We start from the raw sequence: 22,384 nt of genomic DNA, 5'->3' as shown, positions 1-22,384 counted from the left end.
CCGTTGTTGAGCGTGACCGTGGTGCTCCAGCTGCCGTTGCTTTGCACGATGGCGGTGCCGATCGCGATGGTGCCGTCCAGGATGGTGACGGTGGCGCCGGCATCGGCGACGCCCACCGTGCCGGTGATGGTCTGGCTGGCCTGGTTGACCGGCCCGCCCGCGCTGGTGATGGCGACCGCGGGCGCCGTCGTGTCGAGGGTGAAGCTCAGCGAGGCCGAGCCGGTGTTGCCGAAGCTGTCGGTCTGGCTCGCCACGATGGTGTGCGGTCCGTCGGCCAGCCCGCTCGGCGCAAACGACCAGGCGCCTTGCGCATCGGTGGTCACGGTTGCCGCGATCGGGCTGCCGTCGATGGTGAAGTGCACCACGGTGTTGGCGAGACCGGTGCCGCTCAGCGCCGGGTTGGCGGTGACGTGGTCGGTGACTGAAGTGCCGGTGTCGGCGACCAGGGCCTCGGTCACCGTCGGGCCGGTGGTGCTGAGCGTGTAGACCACCGCGCTGCTGGTCGCGGTGTTGCCGGCCGCATCGCTCACCCGTGCGGTCAGTGAGTTCGGGCCGTCGTTGAGCGTGACCGTGGTGCTCCAGCTGCCGTTGCCCTGCACGATGGCGGTGCCGATCGCGGTGGCGCCGTCCAGGATGGTGACGATGGCGCCGGCATCGGCGACGCCGACCGTGCCGGTGATGGTTTGGCTCGCCTGGTTGACCGGTCCGCCCGCGCTGGTGATCGCGACGGCGGGCGCCGTGGTATCGAGGGTGAAAACAACGGGCACGCTTGTGCTAACGTTGGCGCTAGCGTCTAAAGCGACGATGCTGTGGTCGCCATCTCCTGCCAGAGTGACTGCCGTGCTCCAAACACCGCCGGAGCCAACGGTCACCGTTCCAATTTGTGTGGTGACACCATTGTAGGTATCGTACAGCGTCACTGTCGTTCCAACGAGGGACGCATCGACAGTTCCGCTGATCGTTTGGCCTCCTTGATTGGTTGGCCCACCCGCATTGGCGATAGTTACCGGTGCCAACGGCACCAAGGCGATAGCTTGCGTTGTATCCAAAGTGGGGACGAGCGGTTTCGATGCGGACGCAGAATCTCCCGTGATGGAGGCGAGGGGCGCAAAAGTTGGAGTGATGGATCCGCCACCAGCTTGGCCCTTCACGTCGTCAGCAACGACGGTAGTCGGAGCCTCGGTGGGTGATGGTGGCGGGCTCCCGGCGAACTTCTGCAGTGATTTTGTATCGACGTCTCCTCGCTTGCCGTCGCTAGGTGCCGGAGTGTCTGGAGCGATCTGTTTCCCGATATCGTAGGTCGTTAAAACCTGCTGAAAAGCGTTGAATTCCTGCGCAACCTGGCCTGGGCTCTTACTGATGGCTTGGGTGATCACCTCGAAATTGGCCGTTGGCGTGATGGTCATCGATGGACCGTCGCTGGTAACTATTCCGATTGGATCCCCCGCGGTACAAACGCCTTGAAGCAAGTTCGTTTGGACGCATTTGAAGACCTGTACGGAATGAACCTGACCGTCTTGCTGATCGGCAACGGAGACCGAGACCTGCCCATCCACTGCATCGACACTAAGAAGGACGGCTGTACCGCGAATTCCGATCACGGCGGTAGGCGTCGCAACCTGCATGTCACCCGTTTTGGCAACCTGGCCGGCGACGAAACTGGCAGCGCCCTGGACGAGAGTGAACAGCGAATGGTTCGCGCCACTCGTCAGACTGACTAAGGTACCGCTCGCACTACTCTGCCCCTCATACCCCAATTCGTTCAACATGAAGCGAGCGTTGGCACTCAGGTTGAATGTTGAGCCGTCGATCAGAACGAGGCCGAGGGTAGAGCTGCTTCCAGTCTGCACGATATCGTTCTGATAGACGACGTCCCCGTTATTCGCCTCGATAGTAACGCCGTTGCGAACGATGCTGGCGCTGCCCGTTATGGTGGCGACATGGCCAATCACCTTTCCAGCGGCAGCATTTCCTCCGGCTTGAGCAAAGGTCTGGTAGCCGGTGAGAGCTTCAACGACTCTTGCATCGAGCAGCGCGCCGTCCGCAGAGCTGAGCGGCGAACGCTTCTCACCGAGAAAGTAATTGGGGATCGTGATCCGATGGTTGGGATCGGAAATGACGAGATCATGGCCCGAACGTGCATATTCACCCGAGAAGAGGAGATGCGCGTCAGGAATGATGAGCGCGTTGGCTGGGCGAGGTTCAGGGAAGCTGAAGGACTCCCAAGCGACCTCAGATCCGGCAACATCGAGCTTTTGGTTTAATGGGGTATTCAAATAGTGCCCCACTCAGAAATTGAAATTAATTAATTTTGTGTTAATAACACATCGTAAATTAACTGCAAACAGATTGTGCGGTCGGCGCCGGAATCTGTTTGAAGCCCATGATCGTTCGGCCTCGGAATCAACGAGAGCGTTGGCACCCGTGCGGAAGGTCCAACTCACATGGTACGATCAAGAGCGTTTCGTCGCCTTGACCTGATCGAGGTGCGGCGTCAGTTGGTGCACGCGCGCAACCGGCATTCCAGTAATCGCGTTATTGTAAGGCGTATCAACAGCCTGCTATGCCGGATTTACCACTTGGATGGCATCGCCCCCAGCCAAGATGAGCGAATTCGCAAAGCTGTTCAAATTGCGCTCCGAGGCACATCCGAAGGTTAGTTGACCTAAGTCCCGATCAGAGAGGCAATCGCTGTCCAAGCTTGTCCTTCAGCTTAGTGCAAGCAGCAGCAGGCCCAGAGCATCGGCGCGCGCGTCACCGATGCAATGACCAAAAAAATACCGGCTTTTGGCACCGGACCCGATTCCGGCCATGCTGGCGTAGAGTTGCGGACCGCAGCCGCTTGCGCAGATTCGTGCATCCGTCGCTGCCCGGATCTCTGTGCATCCTCACTTGCGGGGCAGTTGCACAGCGGATCTCGGTTGACCGATGTTAGCTCTATTCTGCGGCGTTGAAGCTGGGCTGGCGATTGCATGCCTGATTGGCAACGTTAGCCTCGATGGCCATCTGAAGCGACGAGGCAGACAGCAGTGCCATAGCCGATCGTTCTTCGGTCAGGCGCCTCTCAATGTACTGCCGTTCAACTTCGGTCAGCGTCGTTTCGAGCAGGCGCACATACCGATCTATGTTCTTCTGATATGTGCGCAAACGGACAATCTTCTCGTCCATCATCTTCCATCCGGGCGGGAATGAGTACGATATTTGAAAATATCTCTTGAAGAGGTGTTTTTAAATACTTTATATCAATGCGTCGGATTTAAAATGGCAGATAAATCTGTGCGGGTCAAGAAGGGGTGTCTTCGATGAAATCGATCATGCTCACAGTCCTAATTCTATTCGCGATTTCAACCGTGGCGCCGCTCTATTCGCCACCAGCATTGGCTCAGCAAACCACACCCGACAAATCCAAGGGCGCTAAGAAGGGATGCAGGCCGGGGGCAAAATACGCTTGCTACTAAGTGAGGTCATTATTGCCTTCGGCTCGCGAGTCCGCAAGCAACGGCGGCCGGCGGAGCGAAAGTCGCCGACGAGGAAATCCTTGTTGGACAGCACCTGATGATGAAGTGGCAAGCCAGCGTCTTCGGCGCTTCGACCGAGAAGCCGTAGCCTGGATCGAGTAAACCCGGAATTTGGTGCAGGCATCAGCGATGCAAGACTCTCTCTCGATCAAAGAGCAATTTACTGTTGGTGCTCGCATCGAGGTGAGACCATCTGCCGGGCCACGGTTGTCTGGCAGAACTGGGACTTTGATTGGTGCTGGATATCATCCCAAAAGCCTCCGCATCATATTGGACGGTTCAAAAACGCCGATCACTCTTCACTTTGCATACGTTGCAATCGTAAGTGAATGATTCTGGACAATGCTACGGCAGCTTAGAGTGACGCGTTCATCAGCAGGCGGCCTATACAGGCCCGACTTGTTGATCGTTCGGACCAAGGATTGATGCAGAGAGAGCCACGCCGACCACACAACTTTAAATTAGATTGAGGGGATCATCCGTGGGGAGAGAAGGCCTATTGATCGCCGCACCGATAGCGTCAAAGATCAAAAGTGGGCTAGAGGCAGAGCCGAGGGAACGGCTGATGCCAAGAACGCTTCGAGAGCAACTCGACCAAGTTGAGTGCGATATCAAACTGTACATGGAATTTGACAGGGCAGAGAAAGACCGATTCAATCGCGAGTCTTACTTGTGGACCGCGGAGGATCGCATCGAGTGGCAGGAGATGCAATCCGACAATGCTCAGCGACTCCGAGAACTCTTCGAAGAGCGTGACGCATTGCGTAACCAGCTGGACCTGTAGCGACCTTTGTTTGAGGACGCCGAAGAGTCTTGCAGCGTTGATAGTAACGTCCCGCTCACGCCAGTTGAGAAACAAGAGTGACCAGCTCCGACTGGCGGTGCGCTCCCGTCTTCGAGAAGATCGCTTTCAGGTGATTGCGAGCCGTTTCGCGCGAAATGCCGAGGTGTTCGGAGGCGCTGTCGATCGATGCGCCGGTTGCAAGCAGCGCGGCCAATCGAGATTCGGCTCGTGTGAGGTCGAAGGCTTGGCCGATGAGCGCCGGGTCTGGCGCAGCGCGCGGAACGAGGTTGGATAGGATCAGCACGGCACGCGCTCCGAGGAAGACGGAACGCGCCGCGCCGTCCACTGGCAGTATGCGCAAGACAACCGGTGGCTTTGTCGTCCGACGAATGAGGATCGGAGAGGCGGGGATAGTGGCGGCATCAGGGGTAGACCGGATCAAGCTGATCAGCTGATCGAGCTTCGTCATCGCCTGCTTGTCGCGCAGAACGAGACGCCGCTCCCTGATGCGGATCTCATCGTCAAAGCCACAGTCGGCCACCTCGTTCGTGCGCAGGACCATTCCCTCTCGGTTGAGGACCAATGCAGGTTGACGAACACGGCTGAGGACGTCGGTCATCGATGTCAGCGCGACCCTGCCGACGGCGGTCGCGAGCGTGGCGGTCTCGGTGAGGCGCGGCGCCAATTGCGCGAGCAATTGCTTGTCGCGGGCCTCGAACATGCCCTCGGGTCCCGTTCGCTGGATCGTCAATGCCCATGCTGCGGTATCGGCCCAGAAGCCTATGCCGGCGAACCAACGGTATCCGAACGGAAATAGCACCTCGTTGTACATGGGATCGGAGCGGATCTGCTCCAGGGTCATCACGTCGAGGTCGGTCACGACCTCACCCGCCATCATGCGCGGAAACCCCCTGGCGCGGGGATCCCTGAGATGCCAGTTATTCCTGAAGTAGAATTGGGTCCCTTCGTCGATCGATTCGGTGCGTGGGACGTCCGGGGTCCTGATGTCGCTCTGAAGCAGGAGTGCCGCCGACGCTCCGACCGCCTTGCAAATGTCATCCATGATGTCGCGCCACGCATCCGGATTCACGGCGGCTTCGCCAAGCCGATCGATGACCTTCGACAATTCCTGATTGTCTATCTTATTGGTCCTCAAGAGCGGCCCCCTCCGCAGTGCCCAAGGCATTCGTTGCAGCCGGCGAGCTTCGTTGCATGCCGTGCAGAAGGCCCACAACCGACATTGGGCCCCCTCGAACGCGCTTCCCCAGTCTAGGATGCTTCGTGAGGCGGCAGCTCGAAGCAAGCCCTGCTGCCTGCTTTTCCTGAAGAATCGCGGTCGACGAAAGTCTAATGAGATCGCCGCCGTGAGGCGGCGCCAGCAAGCTCTCAATGACCCATTCGGGTCATGCGTCGAGACGTGCCAGCGCTATTCCATTGGCGAGGAATAAGCTTTGATCGAGGAATTAAGGCCTTGAGCCAGTTTGTTGCAGGTTTTCGGTTTCCGCTCATGCTCTGTTTCTGTGGGGACGCCTCGGCGCGTCAGAGTGTCGCAGTGCGGTCTGCAGCACGCGACGCGGCCCGGGGGGCGGCGCTATCAACGGTAGCAATTCGTTTTATCAGCAGCTTGAGCGACCTGGTCCGATCGCGCCAGGTGGAGAGCGTGCACATTTCATTTCGGTGCGGATTGCGCCGTGGCCCGGCGACGCGTCGATGCTTTGGCTCGGTGAGATGGCCGGCCGTCGCAAATCGGACACGCATAATTTCGCAGCTGCACCGTTCGGTTCGCGTCCTGCTTAAGGTCAGCAGGCGTGCTGTCTTGACGCTGTCGCGCAACAATGGAAACAATTTGCAATTGTCAAAAACCTTTTGACGGTCCGCGATACGACTTCGACGTTCGACGCTGCATCACGATGCCTCGTCGAGCGGTACTTCAGTAGAACAATAACAAGACCAGTTCATTTCCAACTCGCGCCGTTGGGCTGACGGCGAACTTGAAAAATCAAAGAGGTTACGGAAGGGGCTCACCATGAGGGACCGCACGACGTTACGCGTCGCGTCCATATCGCGTTCCACCATCGACGATTGAAGATTTCTCCATCCGCATAACGCAAGCCGCTTCCGCGCGCTCGCGAGCAATGCCTGTTGTCCTATCGAGGAAGATGAACCGCCATGATCATCAACGGCACCGACGCAAACAATCAGATCGCCGGCACTAACGCGGCTGACGTCATCAATGCAAAAAACGGCGACGATACCGTCAACGCCGGGGCAGGCAATGATCTCATTCAGGGCGGCAACGGCAATGACAGCATAAATGCCGGTGCGGGCAACGACCTGATCGACGCCGGAAATGGCAACGACACGGTGGATGGCGGCACCGGTAATGACCTCATTTTCGGCGGCAACGGCAACGATACACTACTCGGTGGGACGGGCAACGATCTGATCGGCGGCGGAAACGGCGACGACATCATCGACGGCGGCGCGGGTCGTGACATCGTCAGCGGCGAGAATGGCAACGATATCCTGATCTACCGCGCTTCGGAGAATGTGGGTTCTTGCGATATCTATGACGGCGGCAAGGGCCAGGACACGCTCCGCCTCGTCGTCACGCAGGAACTGGCGAACTCGGCTTCGTTCAGGTCCGATCTTGCGGCAATCCAGGCGCTTATCGCGCGCTATGGCAGCGCGGACTACGCGTTCAAGAGCTTCAACCTGGCCATCGTCTCGATCGAGAAGGTCGAGGTCGTCATCGAAGGCGCGACCAATCATGCGCCGGTCGCAGTCGCAGATATCGTCTCCGTCACGGAGGATGCGATGACCGTTGCGAGCGGCAATTTGCTCGCAAACGACACGGACGCCGATGTCGGCGACACCCACATCGTATCGGCGGTAGCGGGAGGCACGGACAACGGCACCACAATCACCGTCGTCAGCGCCTATGGAACGCTGGTCGTCACCAAGGCGACTGGCGCTTACACCTATACGCTCAACAATTCCAGCGTGTCCGTGCAAGCGCTCGCCGAAGGCCAGCAGGTAACGGATCAGTTCACCTACACGAATGCCGACAACCACGGAGGAACGGGCTCGTCGACGCTCACGGTGACCGTCACCGGCAGCAACGACGCGGCCACGATCACCGTGTCAGGGAGCCAGGATATTTCGGTGATCGAGGCTGGCGGCGTTGCCGACGCAGTGGCCGGCGATCCCAACGCGTCGGGCCAACTCGCGGTGCACGACCTCGACAGCGGCCAAGACCATTTCGCCGCCCCGGCCTCCCTGGCCGGCACCTACGGCAACTTCACCTTCAATCCAGCGACCGGCGCCTGGACCTATACGCTCGATCCTGCGAAATCGGATTCGCTCGTCGCAGGGCAGCACGTCACCGACACCCTGACGGTCGCCTCGGCCGACGGCAGCGCCACCTCTGATATCGTGGTGAACATCACGGGCGCCAACGACGTAGCCGCGATAGGTAATCCTGCAGAGCACGACGTCACCGAGGACAGCCAGCTGACGGCATCGGGGCAGCTGTCCATCAGCGATCCCGACCAGAACCAGGCCGCATTCCAGGCGGGCGTGATTACGGCACCGGGCAATCTCGGTGCGGTGACACTGTCTGCCGACGGTCACTACACCTATTCGGTCGATAACGCGGCGATCCAATATCTCGGTGCCACCGACACCAAGACGGAGACCTTCACCGTCACGTCGGCCGACGGCACGACCAAGGAGATCAGCTTCGATATCCACGGCGCGCAGGACGCGCCGAGCTTGAGCGTTCAGGACGCTTCTGGCGCCGCCGACGGAGAGATCACGCTCAACGTCGCGGCCAGCAAAGTCGACCAAGGCAGCACCCTGTCGGTCAAGATCGAAGGTGTGCCGACGACGTTTGACGTCGAGAACGGCGTGGCAATCGGAGACGGCACCTGGCTCGTGACCGGCGATTCAATCTCCGAGATCGTCTTGATCCCGCACAATGCCGTCGGCAGCACGACTCCATTCACACTGAAGGTCACGGCCACCTCCGACGACGGCGTGCATCAGGTGTCGAGCTCGGCCGAGCTCACGCTGACCGTGACGCCCGGCGCCAACGAAATCAACGCGCTGGATATTGACGGCTACATCGGCGGAGCCACGGTCTTTGCAGACGCCAACAACAACGGAATTCTCGATGCGGGCGAGGCGTTCACGACGACCCGGGCCGACGGCAGCTTCACGCTGTCCGGCGGATCCGGTCCGCTCGTGAGCATCGGCGGTGTCGACATCTCGACCGGGCTGCAGGTCGCTGGCGTGCTGAGGGCGCCGGAGGGATCCACCGTCATTACTCCGCTGACGACGTTGGTCGCTGCCTTGATCGACAGCACGTCGCTGACGGCGGACCAGGCCATGAACGCCGTGGCCGCCGCCTTCGACCTTGACCTCACCGGTATCGACTTGAGGTCGTACGATCCGGTGCCTGACGCGGCGAATAGCGATCCAACGGCGACTGCGGTGCTTGCGGCGGCCATCCAGGTCCAGAGCACGGTGGCGCAGGTCTCGGCCGTCGGCGTTGCGCCGGATACGGTCATAGCCGCAATTGCGGATGCGGTTGCGACCGCTCAGGCCGATCCGGACAATCCACTGCCCTTCGATCTCAGCTCGCAGGAAACGGTGCAGAGCGTGGTGGTGTCCTCCGGCATCGACGCGGCGGCTGCCGCGACGGTTATCGAGGTCGTTGCTGCCGCGAACGACAGCATTCAGGCGGCGACGAACGTCACTGAACTGGCGCAGGCGGGCCAGGTCGCTCAAGGCGCGGCCGCCGACCAATTGGCCGCGACGAACTTTTCCGACCCGGATTCGGTGACCGAGCTCACCACTCTCTACGTCGACAACCTTGGCCAGCAGGTCGAGAATGCGGTGCTGACGCCGGTCGGCAGCGCCCAGTTCGGCTCGCTCGGCGATGACGTGCTCTCGGGTGGGAGCGGCAGCGATCTCATCGACGGTCAGGACGGCAACGACCGCATCAGCGGCGGCGCCGGGAACGACATTCTCTTTGGTGGCGCCGGCAAGGATTATCTCACGGGCGGTGCCGGCGACGATGTTCTCGACGGCGGCCCAGGATTCGACCGCGCCGTCTATACCGATGCGACCGGCGGAGTCACGATCAATCTCGCGGCGGGAACGGCGTCCGGCGCAGGAGTGGATACGGACACGCTCGTCAATATCGAAGCCGCCATCGGCAGCGAATTCGCCGACATATTCAACGGCGCCGGATTCACCGGCGACGCGCGTGCTCCGGGCAGTCCCATCGGCTACAACGAGTTCGAGGGCAAGGGCGGCGACGACACCATCATCAGCAATACCAACAGCCAGGGGGCGGAGCTCACGCGCGTTTCCTATGTGAGCGCGACCGGGGCGGTGACGGTGGATCTCGCGGCCGGCTATGCGCAGGGTGATGCGTCGGTCGGCCACGATACGCTGGTCGGTTCCGGCTTCAACGGCGTCTGGGGCTCGGCCCATGACGACACGATTCTCGGCAGCAACAATCCGATGTTCACCGCGGAGGTGTACGCGGGCTTTGCCGGCAACGACTATATCGACGGCCGCGGCGGCTACGACCGCGTCGATTATAACGTCGATCCGGCCACGGCGACGGGAATCACGGTTAATCTGGCAGCCGGCATCGTGACCGGCGACGCCACCGTCGGAACGGACACGCTGCGCGCGATCGAGGCAATCCGCGGCACCAACTTCGCGGATACCTACAATGCCTCCGGTTTCGGCTCCAACAGCGTCAACGCCGGCTCCAATGGGACGTTCAACGAGTTCACCGGCAATGGCGGCGACGACACCATCACCGGCAACGGCTTTACGCGGCTCGGTTTCAACAATGCGACGGCGGGCGTCCAGGTCGACTTCGTGACCGGCATCGCCACCGGTGATTCATCCGTCGGCACCGATCATTTCACGGGCGTCAACGCCGTCCAGGCATCGATGTTCGATGACTCCCTGTACGGCGGCGCGACCAACGATACCTTCACCGGCCTTGCCGGCAACGATCATATCGACGGCCGCGGTGGCTTCGATGTCTCGTCTTACAACAACATCTTTTTCACCACGGGGAGCATCACCGTCAATATGGCGGCCGGCATCGTCACCGGCGATGTCTCGAACGGCACGGATACGCTTCGTTCGATCGAAGGCATTCAGGGCACAAACTTCAACGATACCTATGATGCGACCGGTTACGGCGTGACCGGGGACAACATCGGCAACAACGGGACCTTCAACCAGTTCGAAGGGCTGGGCGGTGACGACTTCATCACCGGCAACGGCAACACACGCCTGATTTTCGCCAATGCCACCGGCGGCGTGACCATCAATCTCGTGGGCGGCACCGCTACCGGTGACGGTTCGACCGGTCACGACAGCTTCACCGGTGTCAACAGTGCCCTCGGCAGCAACTTTGCCGACATTTTCGACGCGACCGGATTCTCTGGCCCGAGCGGGACCTCGTTCCAGGGGCAGGGGGGCGACGACCAGATCATCGGCAACGGCACGACGCAGATCCAGTACAACAACGCCACCGGCGGTGTGACTATCAATCTCGCGGCTGGTTCTGCCAGCGGCGACGCGTCGGTCGGCCACGACAGTTTCAGCGGCGTGAACAGCGCCATCGGCGGCAATTTCAACGACGTCTATGACGCAACGGGATTCACCGGCGTCAACGCAAATTTCAATTCATTCCAGGGCAACGCCGGAAACGACAGCATCACCGGCAACGGCAACACCCTGATTCAGTATGGCAGCGCGACCAGCGGCGTGACCATCAATCTCACCGCGGGTACGGCTGACGGTGACGGCTCGGTCGGCCATGACACCATCACCGGTGTCTTCAACATCTTCGGATCGAATTTCAACGACACGATCGTCGGTAGCGCCAGCAATGACGGCCTCTCCGGCAGTGGCGGCAATGACACGCTGGATGGCCGAGCCGGCAACGATTTCCTTAGCGGCGGAGCCGGTGCAGACACCTTTGTCTATGCGAGCGGCGGCGGTTTCGACTTCATCCAGGATTTCGTCCATGGCCAGGACAAGATCGATCTGACCGGAGTCTACGGCATCTATAGCCTCTCCGATCTGCAATCGCACGCGGAGCAGAGCGGCCCGAACACGGTCATCACGTTCAGTTCCGGTGACGGGCTCACGCTGCAGAACGTCACTCTGAGCAGCCTGACGGCGAGCGATTTCCTGTTCGGCACGCCGGCCGCGCCGATCGTCGGCGACGACGACGCCAACAGCCTCGTCGGAACGGCAAATGCCGAATCCATCAGCGGCCTCGGCGGCAACGATCGCCTTCAGGGCCTGGGTGGCAGCGACCTCCTGGATGGCGGAGCGGGCTTCGACCGCGCCGTCTATACCGACGCGACCGGCGGTATCACGGTCAATCTGGCAGCAGGCGTCGCCTCAGGATCGGGCGTCGGAACCGACACGCTCGTTGGCATCGAGGGTGTCCTCGGCAGCAATTTTGCCGACACGTTCAACGCGGCTGGATTTACTGGCTCGACCGGCCTGCCCGGCGTGGCGGCCGGTCAAAGTGAGTTCGAAGGACGTGGCGGCGACGACAGCGTCATTGGCGATCTCAACGCCCTGGGGCAGGCGGTGACGCGATTGTCCTATCTGAGCGCGACCGGTGCCGTCACCGTCGACATCGGCGCAGGCACTGCGGACGGCGACGCCTCCGTCGGTCACGACACCTTCTCCAACGTCTCGACCATCTGGGGCTCGGCCTACAACGACACCATCTACGGCAGCGACAATGCGGCCTTCACCTACGAGACCTATGAGGGGCGCGGCGGCGACGACTACATCGATGGCCGCGGCGGCTACGACCAGGTCACCTACAATTCGGATACGACGACGACGTCAGGCATCTACGTTCACCTTGCCGCAGGCGTTGTGAACGGCGATGCGACCGTCGGCACCGACACGTTGCGCAACGTCGAGGCCGCCCGCGGCACCAATTTTGACGACACGTTCGATGCGACCGGCTTCGGTCAGGCTGGGGCAACCAATGTCGGCTCCTCGGGGGCCTTCAATGACTTCGCCGGCGCCGGCGGCAACGACACCATCATCGGCAACGGCTTCACCCGCCTGAACTACCAGATTGCCGCCTCGAGCGTCAGCGTCGACCTCGAGACCAGCGCCGTTGGGACCACGAATGCAGTCACGGTCTCCGGCAGTGCCACGGGTGCGACCGAGGGGACCGACACCTTCACCGGCGTCAATGCGGTGCAGGGATCGACTTTCTCGGACACGCTGCTCGGGAGCAGCTTCAACAACAACTTCACCGGTCTTGGCGGCGACGATTACATCGACGGTCGCGGCGGGTTCGACGTTGCCATCTACAACAGCCTCAGCACGGTCACGGGCGGCGTGACCGTCGACATGGCGGCGGGCACGGCGACCGGCGATGCGTCGATCGGCAGCGATACGCTGCGCTCGATCGAGGGCATTCAGGGCACCGGCTACGCCGACAGCTACGACGCATCGGGCTACGGCCAGAACGGTGCTTCCAACATCGGCAACAACGGCACCTACAACCAGTTCGAAGGCCTGGGCGGCGATGACGTCATCACCGGCAACGGCAACACCCGCATCATCTACGCCAATGCGACCGGCGGGGTGACCATCAACCTTCAGGCCGGAATCGCCAGCGGCGATGCCTCGGTCGGGCATGACAGCTTTACGGGTGTCAACAGTGCAACCGGCAGCAATCTTGCCGACAGTTTCGACGCGACGGGGTTCGCCGGGTTCAACGCGTTCCAGGGCCAGGGCGGCGACGATACCATCATCGGCAATGGCAACACGCAGATCCTGTTCGGGAATGCGACGTCCGGCGTGACCATCAACCTCGCGGCAGGCACGGCCAATGGCGATGCCTCGACCGGCCATGACGCCTTCACAGGCGTCAACAGTGCGGTCGGCGGTAGCGGCAACGACACGTTCGACGCGGCCGGCTTCATCGGGGCCAACTTCTTCCAGGGCGGCTCCGGCAACGATACCATCACCGGCAACGGCTCCACCCAGATCCAGTACGGCAGCGCCACGTCGGGTGTGACCGTCAATCTCGCTGGCGGTACCGCGGACGGCGACGGCTCGGTGGGTCACGACACCATCACGGGAGGGGTGACCAACGCCGCGGGCTCGAACTTCAACGACACGATCACCGGCTCGGTCAGTGGCGACCAGTTGTTCGGTAACAACGGCAACGACCTGATCAACGGCGGTGCAGGCAACGATTTCCTCGGTGGCGGTCTCGGCGCCGATACCTTCGTCTACGCCACCGGCGGTGGCGCGGACACCATCGGCGACTTCTTGCAGGCGCAGACCGACAAGATCGACCTCACGGGCGTCGCGGGCGTCTCCAGCTTTGCGCAGGTTCAGGCGCTTGCCACTCAGGTTGGGCTGAACACGGTCATCGACTTCGGCAATGGCGACAGCCTGACGCTCTCGAGCGTGACGCTCTCGAACCTCACGGCGGCCGATTTCATCCTGGGGCAAGGCGTCAACCTCACTGGCGACGGCAATGCGAACACGCTGACCGGCACGGCCTATGCCGACAGCCTGAGTGGCCTCGGCGGCAACGACCGCCTGAAAGGCCTCGATGGCAATGATTTGCTCGACGGCGGCCTCGGCTTCGACCGCGCCGACTATACCGATGCAACGGGAGGCATTACCGCAAGTCTCGCCGCAGGCTCGGTGACAGGTCCGGGTGTCGGAACTGACACGCTCGTGAACGTCGAGGGCATCGTCGGCAGCAGTTTTGCCGACACGTTCAACGCGACTGGCTTTGCGGGCAACACCGGCATTGCCGGCACGAATCTCGGCTTCAACGAATTCGAGGGCCGCGGCGGCGACGACACCATCACGGGAGCCACCAACAACCTGGGTGCGCTGCTGACGCGCATCTCTTACGCCAACGCGACGGGTAGCGTGACAGTGGATCTGGCCGCGCATTCGGCGACGGGAGATAGCTCGGTCGGGACCGATACCCTGGTGGGCTCGGGCTTTGCCGGCATCGTCGGCTCTGGATTTGCCGACCAGCTGCTGGGGAGCTCCAATGGACCGGGGACCGTGGAGACCTTCGAAGGTCGCGCCGGCAACGACTCGATCGATGGCCGGGCCGGTTTCGACCGGGCGGACTACGCACTTGATCCGGCAGCCGTGGGCGGCATCAACGTTCAGCTCGCTGCCGGAACGGTGACGGGCGACACCGCGACGGTCGGCACCGACACGCTTCGATCGATCGAATCCGTGCGCGGCTCGAACGACGCGGACGTCTTCAACGCCACCGGCTTCGGTGCAGGCAGCACGAATGCCGGCTCCAACGGGACCTTCAACGAATTCATCGGCATGGGAGGCAACGACAGCATCACCGGTAACGGCAACACGCGCATCGCGTTTACCAATGCGACCGGTCTCGTGACGGTCGACCTGCTGGCGGGCACGGCGAGTGGCGACGCATCCACGGGCAGCGACACCTTCAGCGGGGTCAATGCCGTGATGGCCTCGATGTTCAACGATGTCCTTTATGGAAGCAACAACACTGCAGCTACCGAGACGTTCACTGGCCTTGCCGGTGACGACTCCATTGATGGTCGCGGCGGCTTCGACGTCATCAGTTACAACAATATCTACTTCTCCACCGGCCCGGTAACCATCGACTTCACGGCCGGCACGGCGACCGGTGACAGTTCGATCGGCAATGACACGTTCCGCGGGATCGAGGGCGCCCAGGGCACGACTTTCAACGACGTCTTCACGGCGACGAATTTCGGTGCGATTGGCTTCCAGAATGCCGCCGTCAACAACGTCGGCAACAACGGCAATTTCAACCAGTTCGAAGGCTTGGCCGGCAACGACGCCATCACCGGAAACGGCAACACCCGCATCATCTACGCCAGCGCGACCGATGCCGTGACGATCAACCTGCAGGCAGGAACTGCAACCGGCGGCAGCTCGATCGGCGCCGACACCTACACGGGTGTCAACAGTGTGACCGGCAGCAATCAGGCCGACACTTACAATGCGGCGACATTCGTCGGATTGTTCGGTACCTTCAATTTGTTCGAAGGCCTCCTCGGCAATGATACCATCACCGGCAACGGCAATACGCGCGTCTCATACTCCCAGGCAAGCGGAGGCGTTTCCGTCGATCTCTCGACGGGAGTGGTGAGCGGGGCCGCAGGCGCCGACGTCATCACGGGTGGCGTCAACAGCGTTCAGGGTTCCAATCTGGCCGACACGCTGGTCGGCAGCTCAAATGATGAGTTCTTCTTCGGCGGTGGCGGCGCCGACACGATCAGTGCCGGCGGCGGCAATGACGGCATCACCGGCCAGGGCGGCAACGACACGATCGATGGCGGCGCCGGCACCGACATGGTGATCTTCAGCGGGACGCAATCGCAGTACACCGTCACGACGTCTGGACCGATTGTGGTTCAAGACAATACGGCGGGCCGTGACGGCACCGACAGCCTGACCAATGTCGAAGTGCTGCAGTTCAGCGACGGCATCGTGCTGCTGTCGTCGGGCGCTTCGGGCAGTCCGATTGATCTCTCGACGCAACAGCAGATCTCCGGCAGTGCGCCCGTCATCGGAACGGCCGGTGACGATTACCTTCGTATCGGGAGCAACATCTTCGGCCATCAGATCAATCTGGGGGGCGGGGTCGCGGACACTGTCTTGCTCAATGGCAGCGTCTTCGGCAACGGTTACACGCTCAATCTTGCCGGCGTCGAGAACCTGGTCGGCAGCAATAGCGACGAATTCGTCAACCTGACGAACAACGCTGCCGGATTGGTCGTAAACCTCGGTGGCGGCAATGACCATCTCAGCCTCGTGGGCGGTACCAACACGCTGAGCCTCGTGGACGTCGAGGGGATCTCCGGATCCGATTTCGGTGCGACGCCTGGCGTCAATGACGTGCTCAACTTGTCGACGACGGTCACTGGCCTGGAGATCAGCCTCGGCAACGGCGACAACACGATGAACCTCGCTGCCGGCGCGAACTCGTTCGTGAATATCTTCGATGTCAATCACGTCAACGGAACCGCGGGTGATGACACTCTCAGTGTGACCGGTGCGATCTCTGCTGCGAACGGGGTCGCAATCGACCTCGGCAATGGCGAGGACACCATCGTCCTTAACGGAAACTTCGCTGCATTTGCCGCGGTCGGTGTCGAGCACATCAACGGCAATGCAGGCGATAATTCCTTGAGCTTGACGGACAATGTCGACGGCATCGCCATCGACATGGGCGGTGGCAGCGATCTGGCTTCTCTCGCCAATGGCGTGAATTCGCTCAGCATCGTTGGGGTCGAAAACCTCAACGGCAGTGATTTCACCGGCAACCTCAACCCATCGGACGATACGGTCACACTCCTGAACACCGTATCCGGCGTCACGGTCAATCTCGGCGATGGTACAGCCAACGTGCTGAACCTCGCCGTCGGCAGCAATTCGTTCGACAATCTCTGGAACGTGAATCTGCTCAACGGGAGCTCGTCGAACGATACCCTGACGTTGAACGGCAGTCCGGCGAACGTGATCGATCTCGGCGACGGCAATGACAGCTTGACCTTCAACGCGAACGTCTACGACATCACGGTAAGCAACGTCGAAAACATCAATGCTGGCGCGAATTTCGACAGGATCACGATCGGCAATACATCCGGCAACACGACGATCACTGCCGGCGCGGGCGCGGATGAAATCTTCGCCAGTGCGGGCCACGACAGTTTCCGTTTCGCCAGCATCGCAGATTCCGCCGCCGGTGCTGCCGACACCATTCACAATTTCGATGCGGACAACGATAGCTTTACCTTCTCAGGCATCAGCATCGCCGGCGGTCACATCGAGTATGTGGACAGTGCGGCGCTCCTCGGCGCCAACCAGGCTTCGGCCCATTTGCAGAGTTTTGGGCCTGGCAACGACTACCTCCAGATCGATATCGACGGCGACGGTGCCAGTGATATGGACGTTAGCCTGCAAAACGCCACTGGCACGCTGCACAATGGCAACTTCCTCATCACCTAGGCTTTGGAGAAGGCGTCGGCTTCGGGGCCCTATCGCCCACCGCGGCCGCCGGACGTATGCGGCGGGCCTCAAAAAAGACTGCCGCCATCCGGTTGCCCGATGTGGCGGCGGTCGTTAGTCCAGCCTGGCTCGGCCTCAGCCAAGGCTCTCGAATTTACCAGGCGTACCAGTATCCCCACCAGCGCTGGGACACGGGCCGTGCCTGCGCCTTCATGGCCGCAACTTCCTCGACCGGGCGAAGCTGGGGACCATAGATCGCGGGCGGGTAGACATCATCCCACAGCACAAGTCCGCCTTGGACGGAAGCCGCCCGATGATGCGCCGGACCAAGCGCGAGCTCGGCGGCTGGCGCCACGGATACGGTCAAGGTAAGGCCAAGAGCAGACAGGGCAACGGATGGAATAAGCACACGAAAGTTCATTGGATTGAATCCCTTCTAAATGCGATGCGAAATAATGCGACGGCTCCCGGGCGGTTGCAAGGGCATCGGCCGACCGATCGGCCCGAATTCCCCGTTGCGGGAGGCGGGGTCTGCGCGAAGCGCTCCTGCTCGACGATCAAAGGCTCGGGCCCGCAAACTCGGCAAAAGCATCTCTATATAGAGAGTGATCGTTGCCGGCCGAAAGGAGAGGTGGGGAGGATGATCGGACACGGCATCGCCTTGCATGCACACAAGAAGTCGAGGCGTGAACAATCTTTCGGCGCCGGGAGTCATCGAGAATCATGATGTCGACACACTGCTCGGTCTTGATGTGTCCCCGGACTATCCGGGACGACTCTCCATGGCTTCTGCATTTGTCTCCGCTTCCATTTTTGGCGCTGGCCTCATCGTGGGATATGCGCTGCGTGCTTGGCGCGTCCAGCGAACTGCACGCTCCGGTGAGACCTCGACTCCCACCTCAACATTCGGCCATGCCCGACGGGCCTTTTAGGCGCCGTCCGGCTCGCCGGCGGGCACGCGGGGGTCTCACTGAAACGAATGGGGGCATGACGAGATGAGTGAACCCAAGAATGACGCTCCGCGGCGATACATCGTGGATGGCGCGGGACAGCGTGTTCTCGTCGGCCTGACGATTTCGGAGACGGTCGAGTTCGAAACGCTGGACAATCCGGATGCGCGATTGCGCGCCGGTTTACCTGACCAGGAGCGTCGTCTGCAGCAGAACGAGCACGGCGCGCGTTGGCTGGAGCTCTACGTCAAGCATGAGCGAGCCTGGAACGATTGGATGGCCGAGACGCGCGCCCGGCCGCAGAAGCCCTGCTTGCTCAATTAGGCAAGTCCTCAATTAGGCAAATCGCTTCACCTCTGGGCGCCGAGGCCCATTCGACCCTCGTCGCGGAAGAGGCTTTGGCAGATGGCAAGCGGTTGCCAGATGTCACACCGCGAGCATGCGGCTTCCCTGGATGCTCATCAGGGTGAGATTGCCGGTCGCATAGGCGCCGGTATCGATGTTGGCGCGGTTATTTCGCACATCGGCGTTCCGCACCGGCGTGTGACCGTGCACGACATATTTGCCGAAATGCTTTTTGCTCTCCAGGAACTCCTCGCGAATCCACAAAAGATCGTTCTCCTGCTGTTCGGATAACGCCACGCCCGGTCGAACGCCCGCATGCACAAAGAAGAAATCCCCGCACGTAAAGCTCAGCCGCAGATTGTCCAGGAATTCCAGATGCTCAGTCGGCATTGCGCGAATCAAATCGCGCAAGATCGACGTCGGCTCGTCGCGCTTCAAGTCCGGCGGGGCGAGCCCGTAAGACATCAATGTCTGGGTCCCCCCGACGGCAATCCAGTCCGCGAACAGTGAAGGGTCTTCGAACACGCTTACCAGAAATGCCTCGTGATTACCCTTGAGGAAGACCGCATTGCCCCGGCGACTACGCTCGACCAGGATGTCGAGGGTGGCGCGCGTGTCCGGGCCGCGATCGATGTAATCGCCCATGAAGACCTCGATCGCATAGTGCGGGCGGCTGCGAGCCACGTCGGCGTCGATCACCCGCAACATCGGCTGGAGCAAGTGCGCACAGCCGTGAATATCCGAGATCGCATAGATGCGAATTCCCTCCGGCAGGTGCGGCTTGTGGATTGGCCGACGTGGTCGGGCGAAAGATATCATGGCGCACAATCGATGAGGTGGTCGAGAAAATTTCCCCAAGTCGCCGGCACCTGAGAACTCCCCCATCTGACGCGAACAATGTGCGGTGAATAGGGTAGCGTCGTCGTTCTCCGGCTTGATCACGCCAAAAGAAGGGCGGAACTTTTTGCCTACCTGTTTGCAACGGGTCGAGCGAAGAGCGGTCCGTGGAAATTGCATCGCTGAACTGCAGAGCGCGGCAAAGATGCATGCCTCAATGCAATCCTACGATGCCCTCGTAGTCAGAAATTGAAGTTCCCGCAAATACTGTTCGCAGCCTCGCAACGGATCGGCGCCTCAAAGATGAGCGAAGACGCGCTCGCGCGAGCATTAAAGCATCGTGTTGGATGTGGAACTCGATTCAAAATAGGGCAGCGCGTCGCCGATATGTCAGCACTGTGACGAGATTTTCAGCGCGTCGAATTATCACTTCTCATTCGACGCGACGCATCAGTGCATCGCAAAAGTTTTGCATGCAGCGCCACAATGTCGCTGCGATCACTTAACACCCTTCGTCTGGGAAGCGGCAAATCTTCAGCATCACAATGACCGCCAGGCACTCTCCACACGTAGAGGATCGAATGGTTGTTGCAACTTATGGTTCTGAAAGAACCTATGCGGTGTCCTCCGCACGGGGCACGGCTCTTCAGAGGCCCTTTCAGCTTCTCGTCATCGCGGCCGACCTTTTGCTGATCTTGCTCTGCTACGCGGTGGCGTCGGAACTGTATAGCCTCGCTGCGCCGTCATCTGGAGACGGAGCGCCCATCGGCGCCGGACTGATCGTCAGCGCAGTGTTCGTCGCGATCGCATATTTTCAGGGTGTGTATGCAACGCACCGTTTGCTCAGCCTGGTCTGGCAATTGCGCAAAGCGGTGATCATCTGGCTGGTGTCACTGACAATCCTTGCTGTCGCGGCGTTTCTATTGAAATCGTCGGACAATTTGTCCCGCGGCACGTTCCTTATCTTCACCGGCGTTGGCGGCGTTGGGTTGCTCAGCCTGCGCTTTGCGTGGCAGTGGGCGCTCGGCACGAGCTTTGCCAAGGGCAGATTGGTCGATCGCAAGGTTGCCCTGCTCAGCCTGAAGCCGCTTGATTTCACCTCGAGCCGTTTCAAGGACCTGCGCAAGAACGGATTCGACGTGGTTCGCCATTTCGTGCTTCCCGCTAACAGCCATGGGAACGGCTGGGAGAGGCAAATCCGCGATGTCATCCTCCAATCCCGTGCAGCAGATGTCGAGGAGTACCTGTTGGCGGTTGACTGGAACGAGCTGCCGTCGTTGCAGCAACTCGAACTGCACCTGCGCGCCGTACCACAGCCGATCCGTCTGTTGCCGGATAACTCGATTGCAGATCTGGTATCGCGTCCGTTTTTGCCGGTCAGCGGCACGGTGGCAATCGAGATTCAGCGACCACCGCTCAGCGTGTTTGAACGCCTCCAGAAGCGCTGCCTCGACGTCGGTCTGGCGTTGTTTTCGCTAGTGGCCCTGGCGCCGGTGCTGATCACCGTCTCCATTCTGATCAAGCTGGATTCGCCTGGGAGCGTGATCTTTCGACAGTCGCGCCGCGGCTTCAACGGCAAGCCGTTTGACATCTGGAAATTCCGCAGCATGTACTTGTGCGAGAATGGTCATTCGATTGCTCAAGCAACCAAGAGGGACGCGCGCGTCACGAGGATTGGGCGCTTCCTCCGCATGACCAGCATTGACGAGTTGCCCCAGCTCTGGAACGTGCTGCGCGGCGACATGTCGTTGGTCGGACCGCGCCCACATGCGCTTGCCCACGACAACTATTATGACGAGATCATCAGCAATTACGTATACCGCCACCACATGAAGCCGGGCCTCACGGGCTGGGCTCAGGTTAATGGTTTCCGGGGCGAAACGCCGACCATCGACCTGATGGAAAAGCGGGTAGAATATGACGTTTGGTATGTAAGGAACTGGAGCATTTGGCTCGACCTGAAAATCATGGCGCGCACGGCGGCTACCGTCATTTCCCAGGAGGCGTACTAGGTCAGCGCAGGCGTCATTGGCGGCGCGGCGCGGACTCATAGGCGCTGAGCGAGATGCGGATTGAGGCGAGAGCTCCTTTTGGAGCCCTTCAGCCGTCGCGCCAATCACCAAGTTTTAGGTCTTATGCCTACGCGCCCTGTTCCACAGCCGCATGATGGCCTCCCGTATTGCGATCAGCCGGGGCATCAGGACGAAAAAGACTCCCGTTGCGAATGATCCGAGAGCGTGGCGAAGGGAGAACTGTTCGTTGTGATCGAGCTGGTCTTGATGCTTTTCGATCGGGACGGGCGCAAGGATTGTTCCTGACCTGTTGAGCCGCGATCGCGCCCCGCGGGGAGGAACCACGATGAGCACGAATAAAACGTTGAGCAGTAGCCAGATGCTTAATATGGCAAGTACCGTCATCCAGTCCCACCGAAATGCAAGAGTATGGGGTCAAATTAACCGTCGGAACCTCAGAAGGAAAGGGTGCACAGCGCTGTTGCAATGTAAGCCGGCTCCTTTCAGCCGACGAGTTCCCGGAGATACTCTATCTCGATCACCTCACGCCCGCCTTCATCAATCCGCGCAAACATCGGCTACGACAATGACCGTCGTTTGTGGACTCCGTACCACTACGGTTGGCGCTGGACCTATGGATCGCGCGAGCGCTAGGTGAGTTCGCCGGCGGCGGCAACCGCCCCCGTATTGCGCAAGAGGATTGATCGTGAAAAGAAAACGCGCGGCAGCGCGCCAATCATAACCGTTTTCCTGAACGATCGAAGATCTGTAATCTTTGAGCGAAGCGGTCAACTCCGGCATCACCCCAGATCGACCGGTGAGGCTGGGTTCGGGTGAGTGCAGCGAAGCGAGTGC

At 60.7% G+C, this 22,384-nt stretch carries 9 protein-coding genes; 4 read left to right on the top strand and 5 right to left on the bottom strand.

Annotation, left to right across the window (positions count from 1 at the left end; all coding sequences use genetic code 11):
* From BLV07_RS32670 to BLV07_RS32650, 3 genes are all read right to left on the bottom strand, one after another.
* On the bottom strand, positions 1-2,276 hold a 2,276-nt coding region (locus tag BLV07_RS32670), incomplete at its 3' end, for an Ig-like domain-containing protein (RefSeq protein ID WP_176945907.1).
* A 661-nt stretch (positions 2,277-2,937) separates the two neighbouring features.
* On the bottom strand, positions 2,938-3,171 hold the full coding sequence (locus BLV07_RS32665; protein WP_091894168.1) for a hypothetical protein: 234 nt from the start codon (positions 3,169-3,171) through the stop codon (positions 2,938-2,940).
* 1,186 nt (positions 3,172-4,357) lie between these two features.
* Positions 4,358-5,182, bottom strand: a complete 825-nt coding sequence (locus BLV07_RS32650) for a helix-turn-helix transcriptional regulator (RefSeq protein WP_210187830.1) — start codon at positions 5,180-5,182, stop codon at positions 4,358-4,360.
* Between the two features lie 1,289 nt (positions 5,183-6,471).
* Between BLV07_RS32650 and BLV07_RS32640 the strand changes: the two genes are divergently transcribed.
* Positions 6,472-17,385, top strand: a complete 10,914-nt coding sequence (locus BLV07_RS32640) for a VCBS domain-containing protein (protein WP_176945905.1) — start codon at positions 6,472-6,474, stop codon at positions 17,383-17,385.
* A gap of 154 nt (positions 17,386-17,539) precedes the next feature.
* On the opposite strand, the gene BLV07_RS32635 is transcribed toward BLV07_RS32640, so the two are convergent.
* Positions 17,540-17,806: a hypothetical protein gene (locus tag BLV07_RS32635; RefSeq protein WP_091894158.1), complete on the bottom strand. Its 267-nt coding sequence runs from the start codon at positions 17,804-17,806 to the stop codon at positions 17,540-17,542.
* Between the two features lie 265 nt (positions 17,807-18,071).
* Here BLV07_RS32635 and BLV07_RS46685 point away from each other — a divergent pair, with 265 nt between their 5' ends.
* Complete coding sequence (locus BLV07_RS46685; RefSeq protein WP_143035550.1) at positions 18,072-18,317, top strand: hypothetical protein; 246 nt, start codon at positions 18,072-18,074, stop codon at positions 18,315-18,317.
* Positions 18,318-18,380: 63 nt separating this feature from the next.
* Positions 18,381-18,659, top strand: coding sequence for a hypothetical protein (locus BLV07_RS32630; RefSeq protein WP_091894156.1), 279 nt, complete (start codon positions 18,381-18,383; stop codon positions 18,657-18,659).
* A gap of 102 nt (positions 18,660-18,761) precedes the next feature.
* Here the strand turns inward: BLV07_RS32630 and BLV07_RS32625 are convergent, their stop codons facing one another.
* Positions 18,762-19,499, bottom strand: a complete 738-nt coding sequence (locus tag BLV07_RS32625) for a metallophosphoesterase family protein (RefSeq protein ID WP_091894154.1) — start codon at positions 19,497-19,499, stop codon at positions 18,762-18,764.
* A gap of 599 nt (positions 19,500-20,098) precedes the next feature.
* On the opposite strand from BLV07_RS32625, the gene BLV07_RS32620 reads away from it, so the two are divergent.
* Positions 20,099-21,529: an undecaprenyl-phosphate glucose phosphotransferase gene (locus BLV07_RS32620; protein WP_091894152.1), complete on the top strand. Its 1,431-nt coding sequence runs from the start codon at positions 20,099-20,101 to the stop codon at positions 21,527-21,529.
* Positions 21,530-22,384: the final 855 nt, after the last annotated feature.

This window comes from Bradyrhizobium sp. Rc2d, from assembly GCF_900099855.1.
In the GTDB taxonomy this organism is placed as follows: Bacteria; Pseudomonadota; Alphaproteobacteria; order Rhizobiales; family Xanthobacteraceae; genus Bradyrhizobium.
Note: the sequence above shows the minus strand (reverse complement) of the source record. Positions and strands in the feature narration are given on the sequence as shown.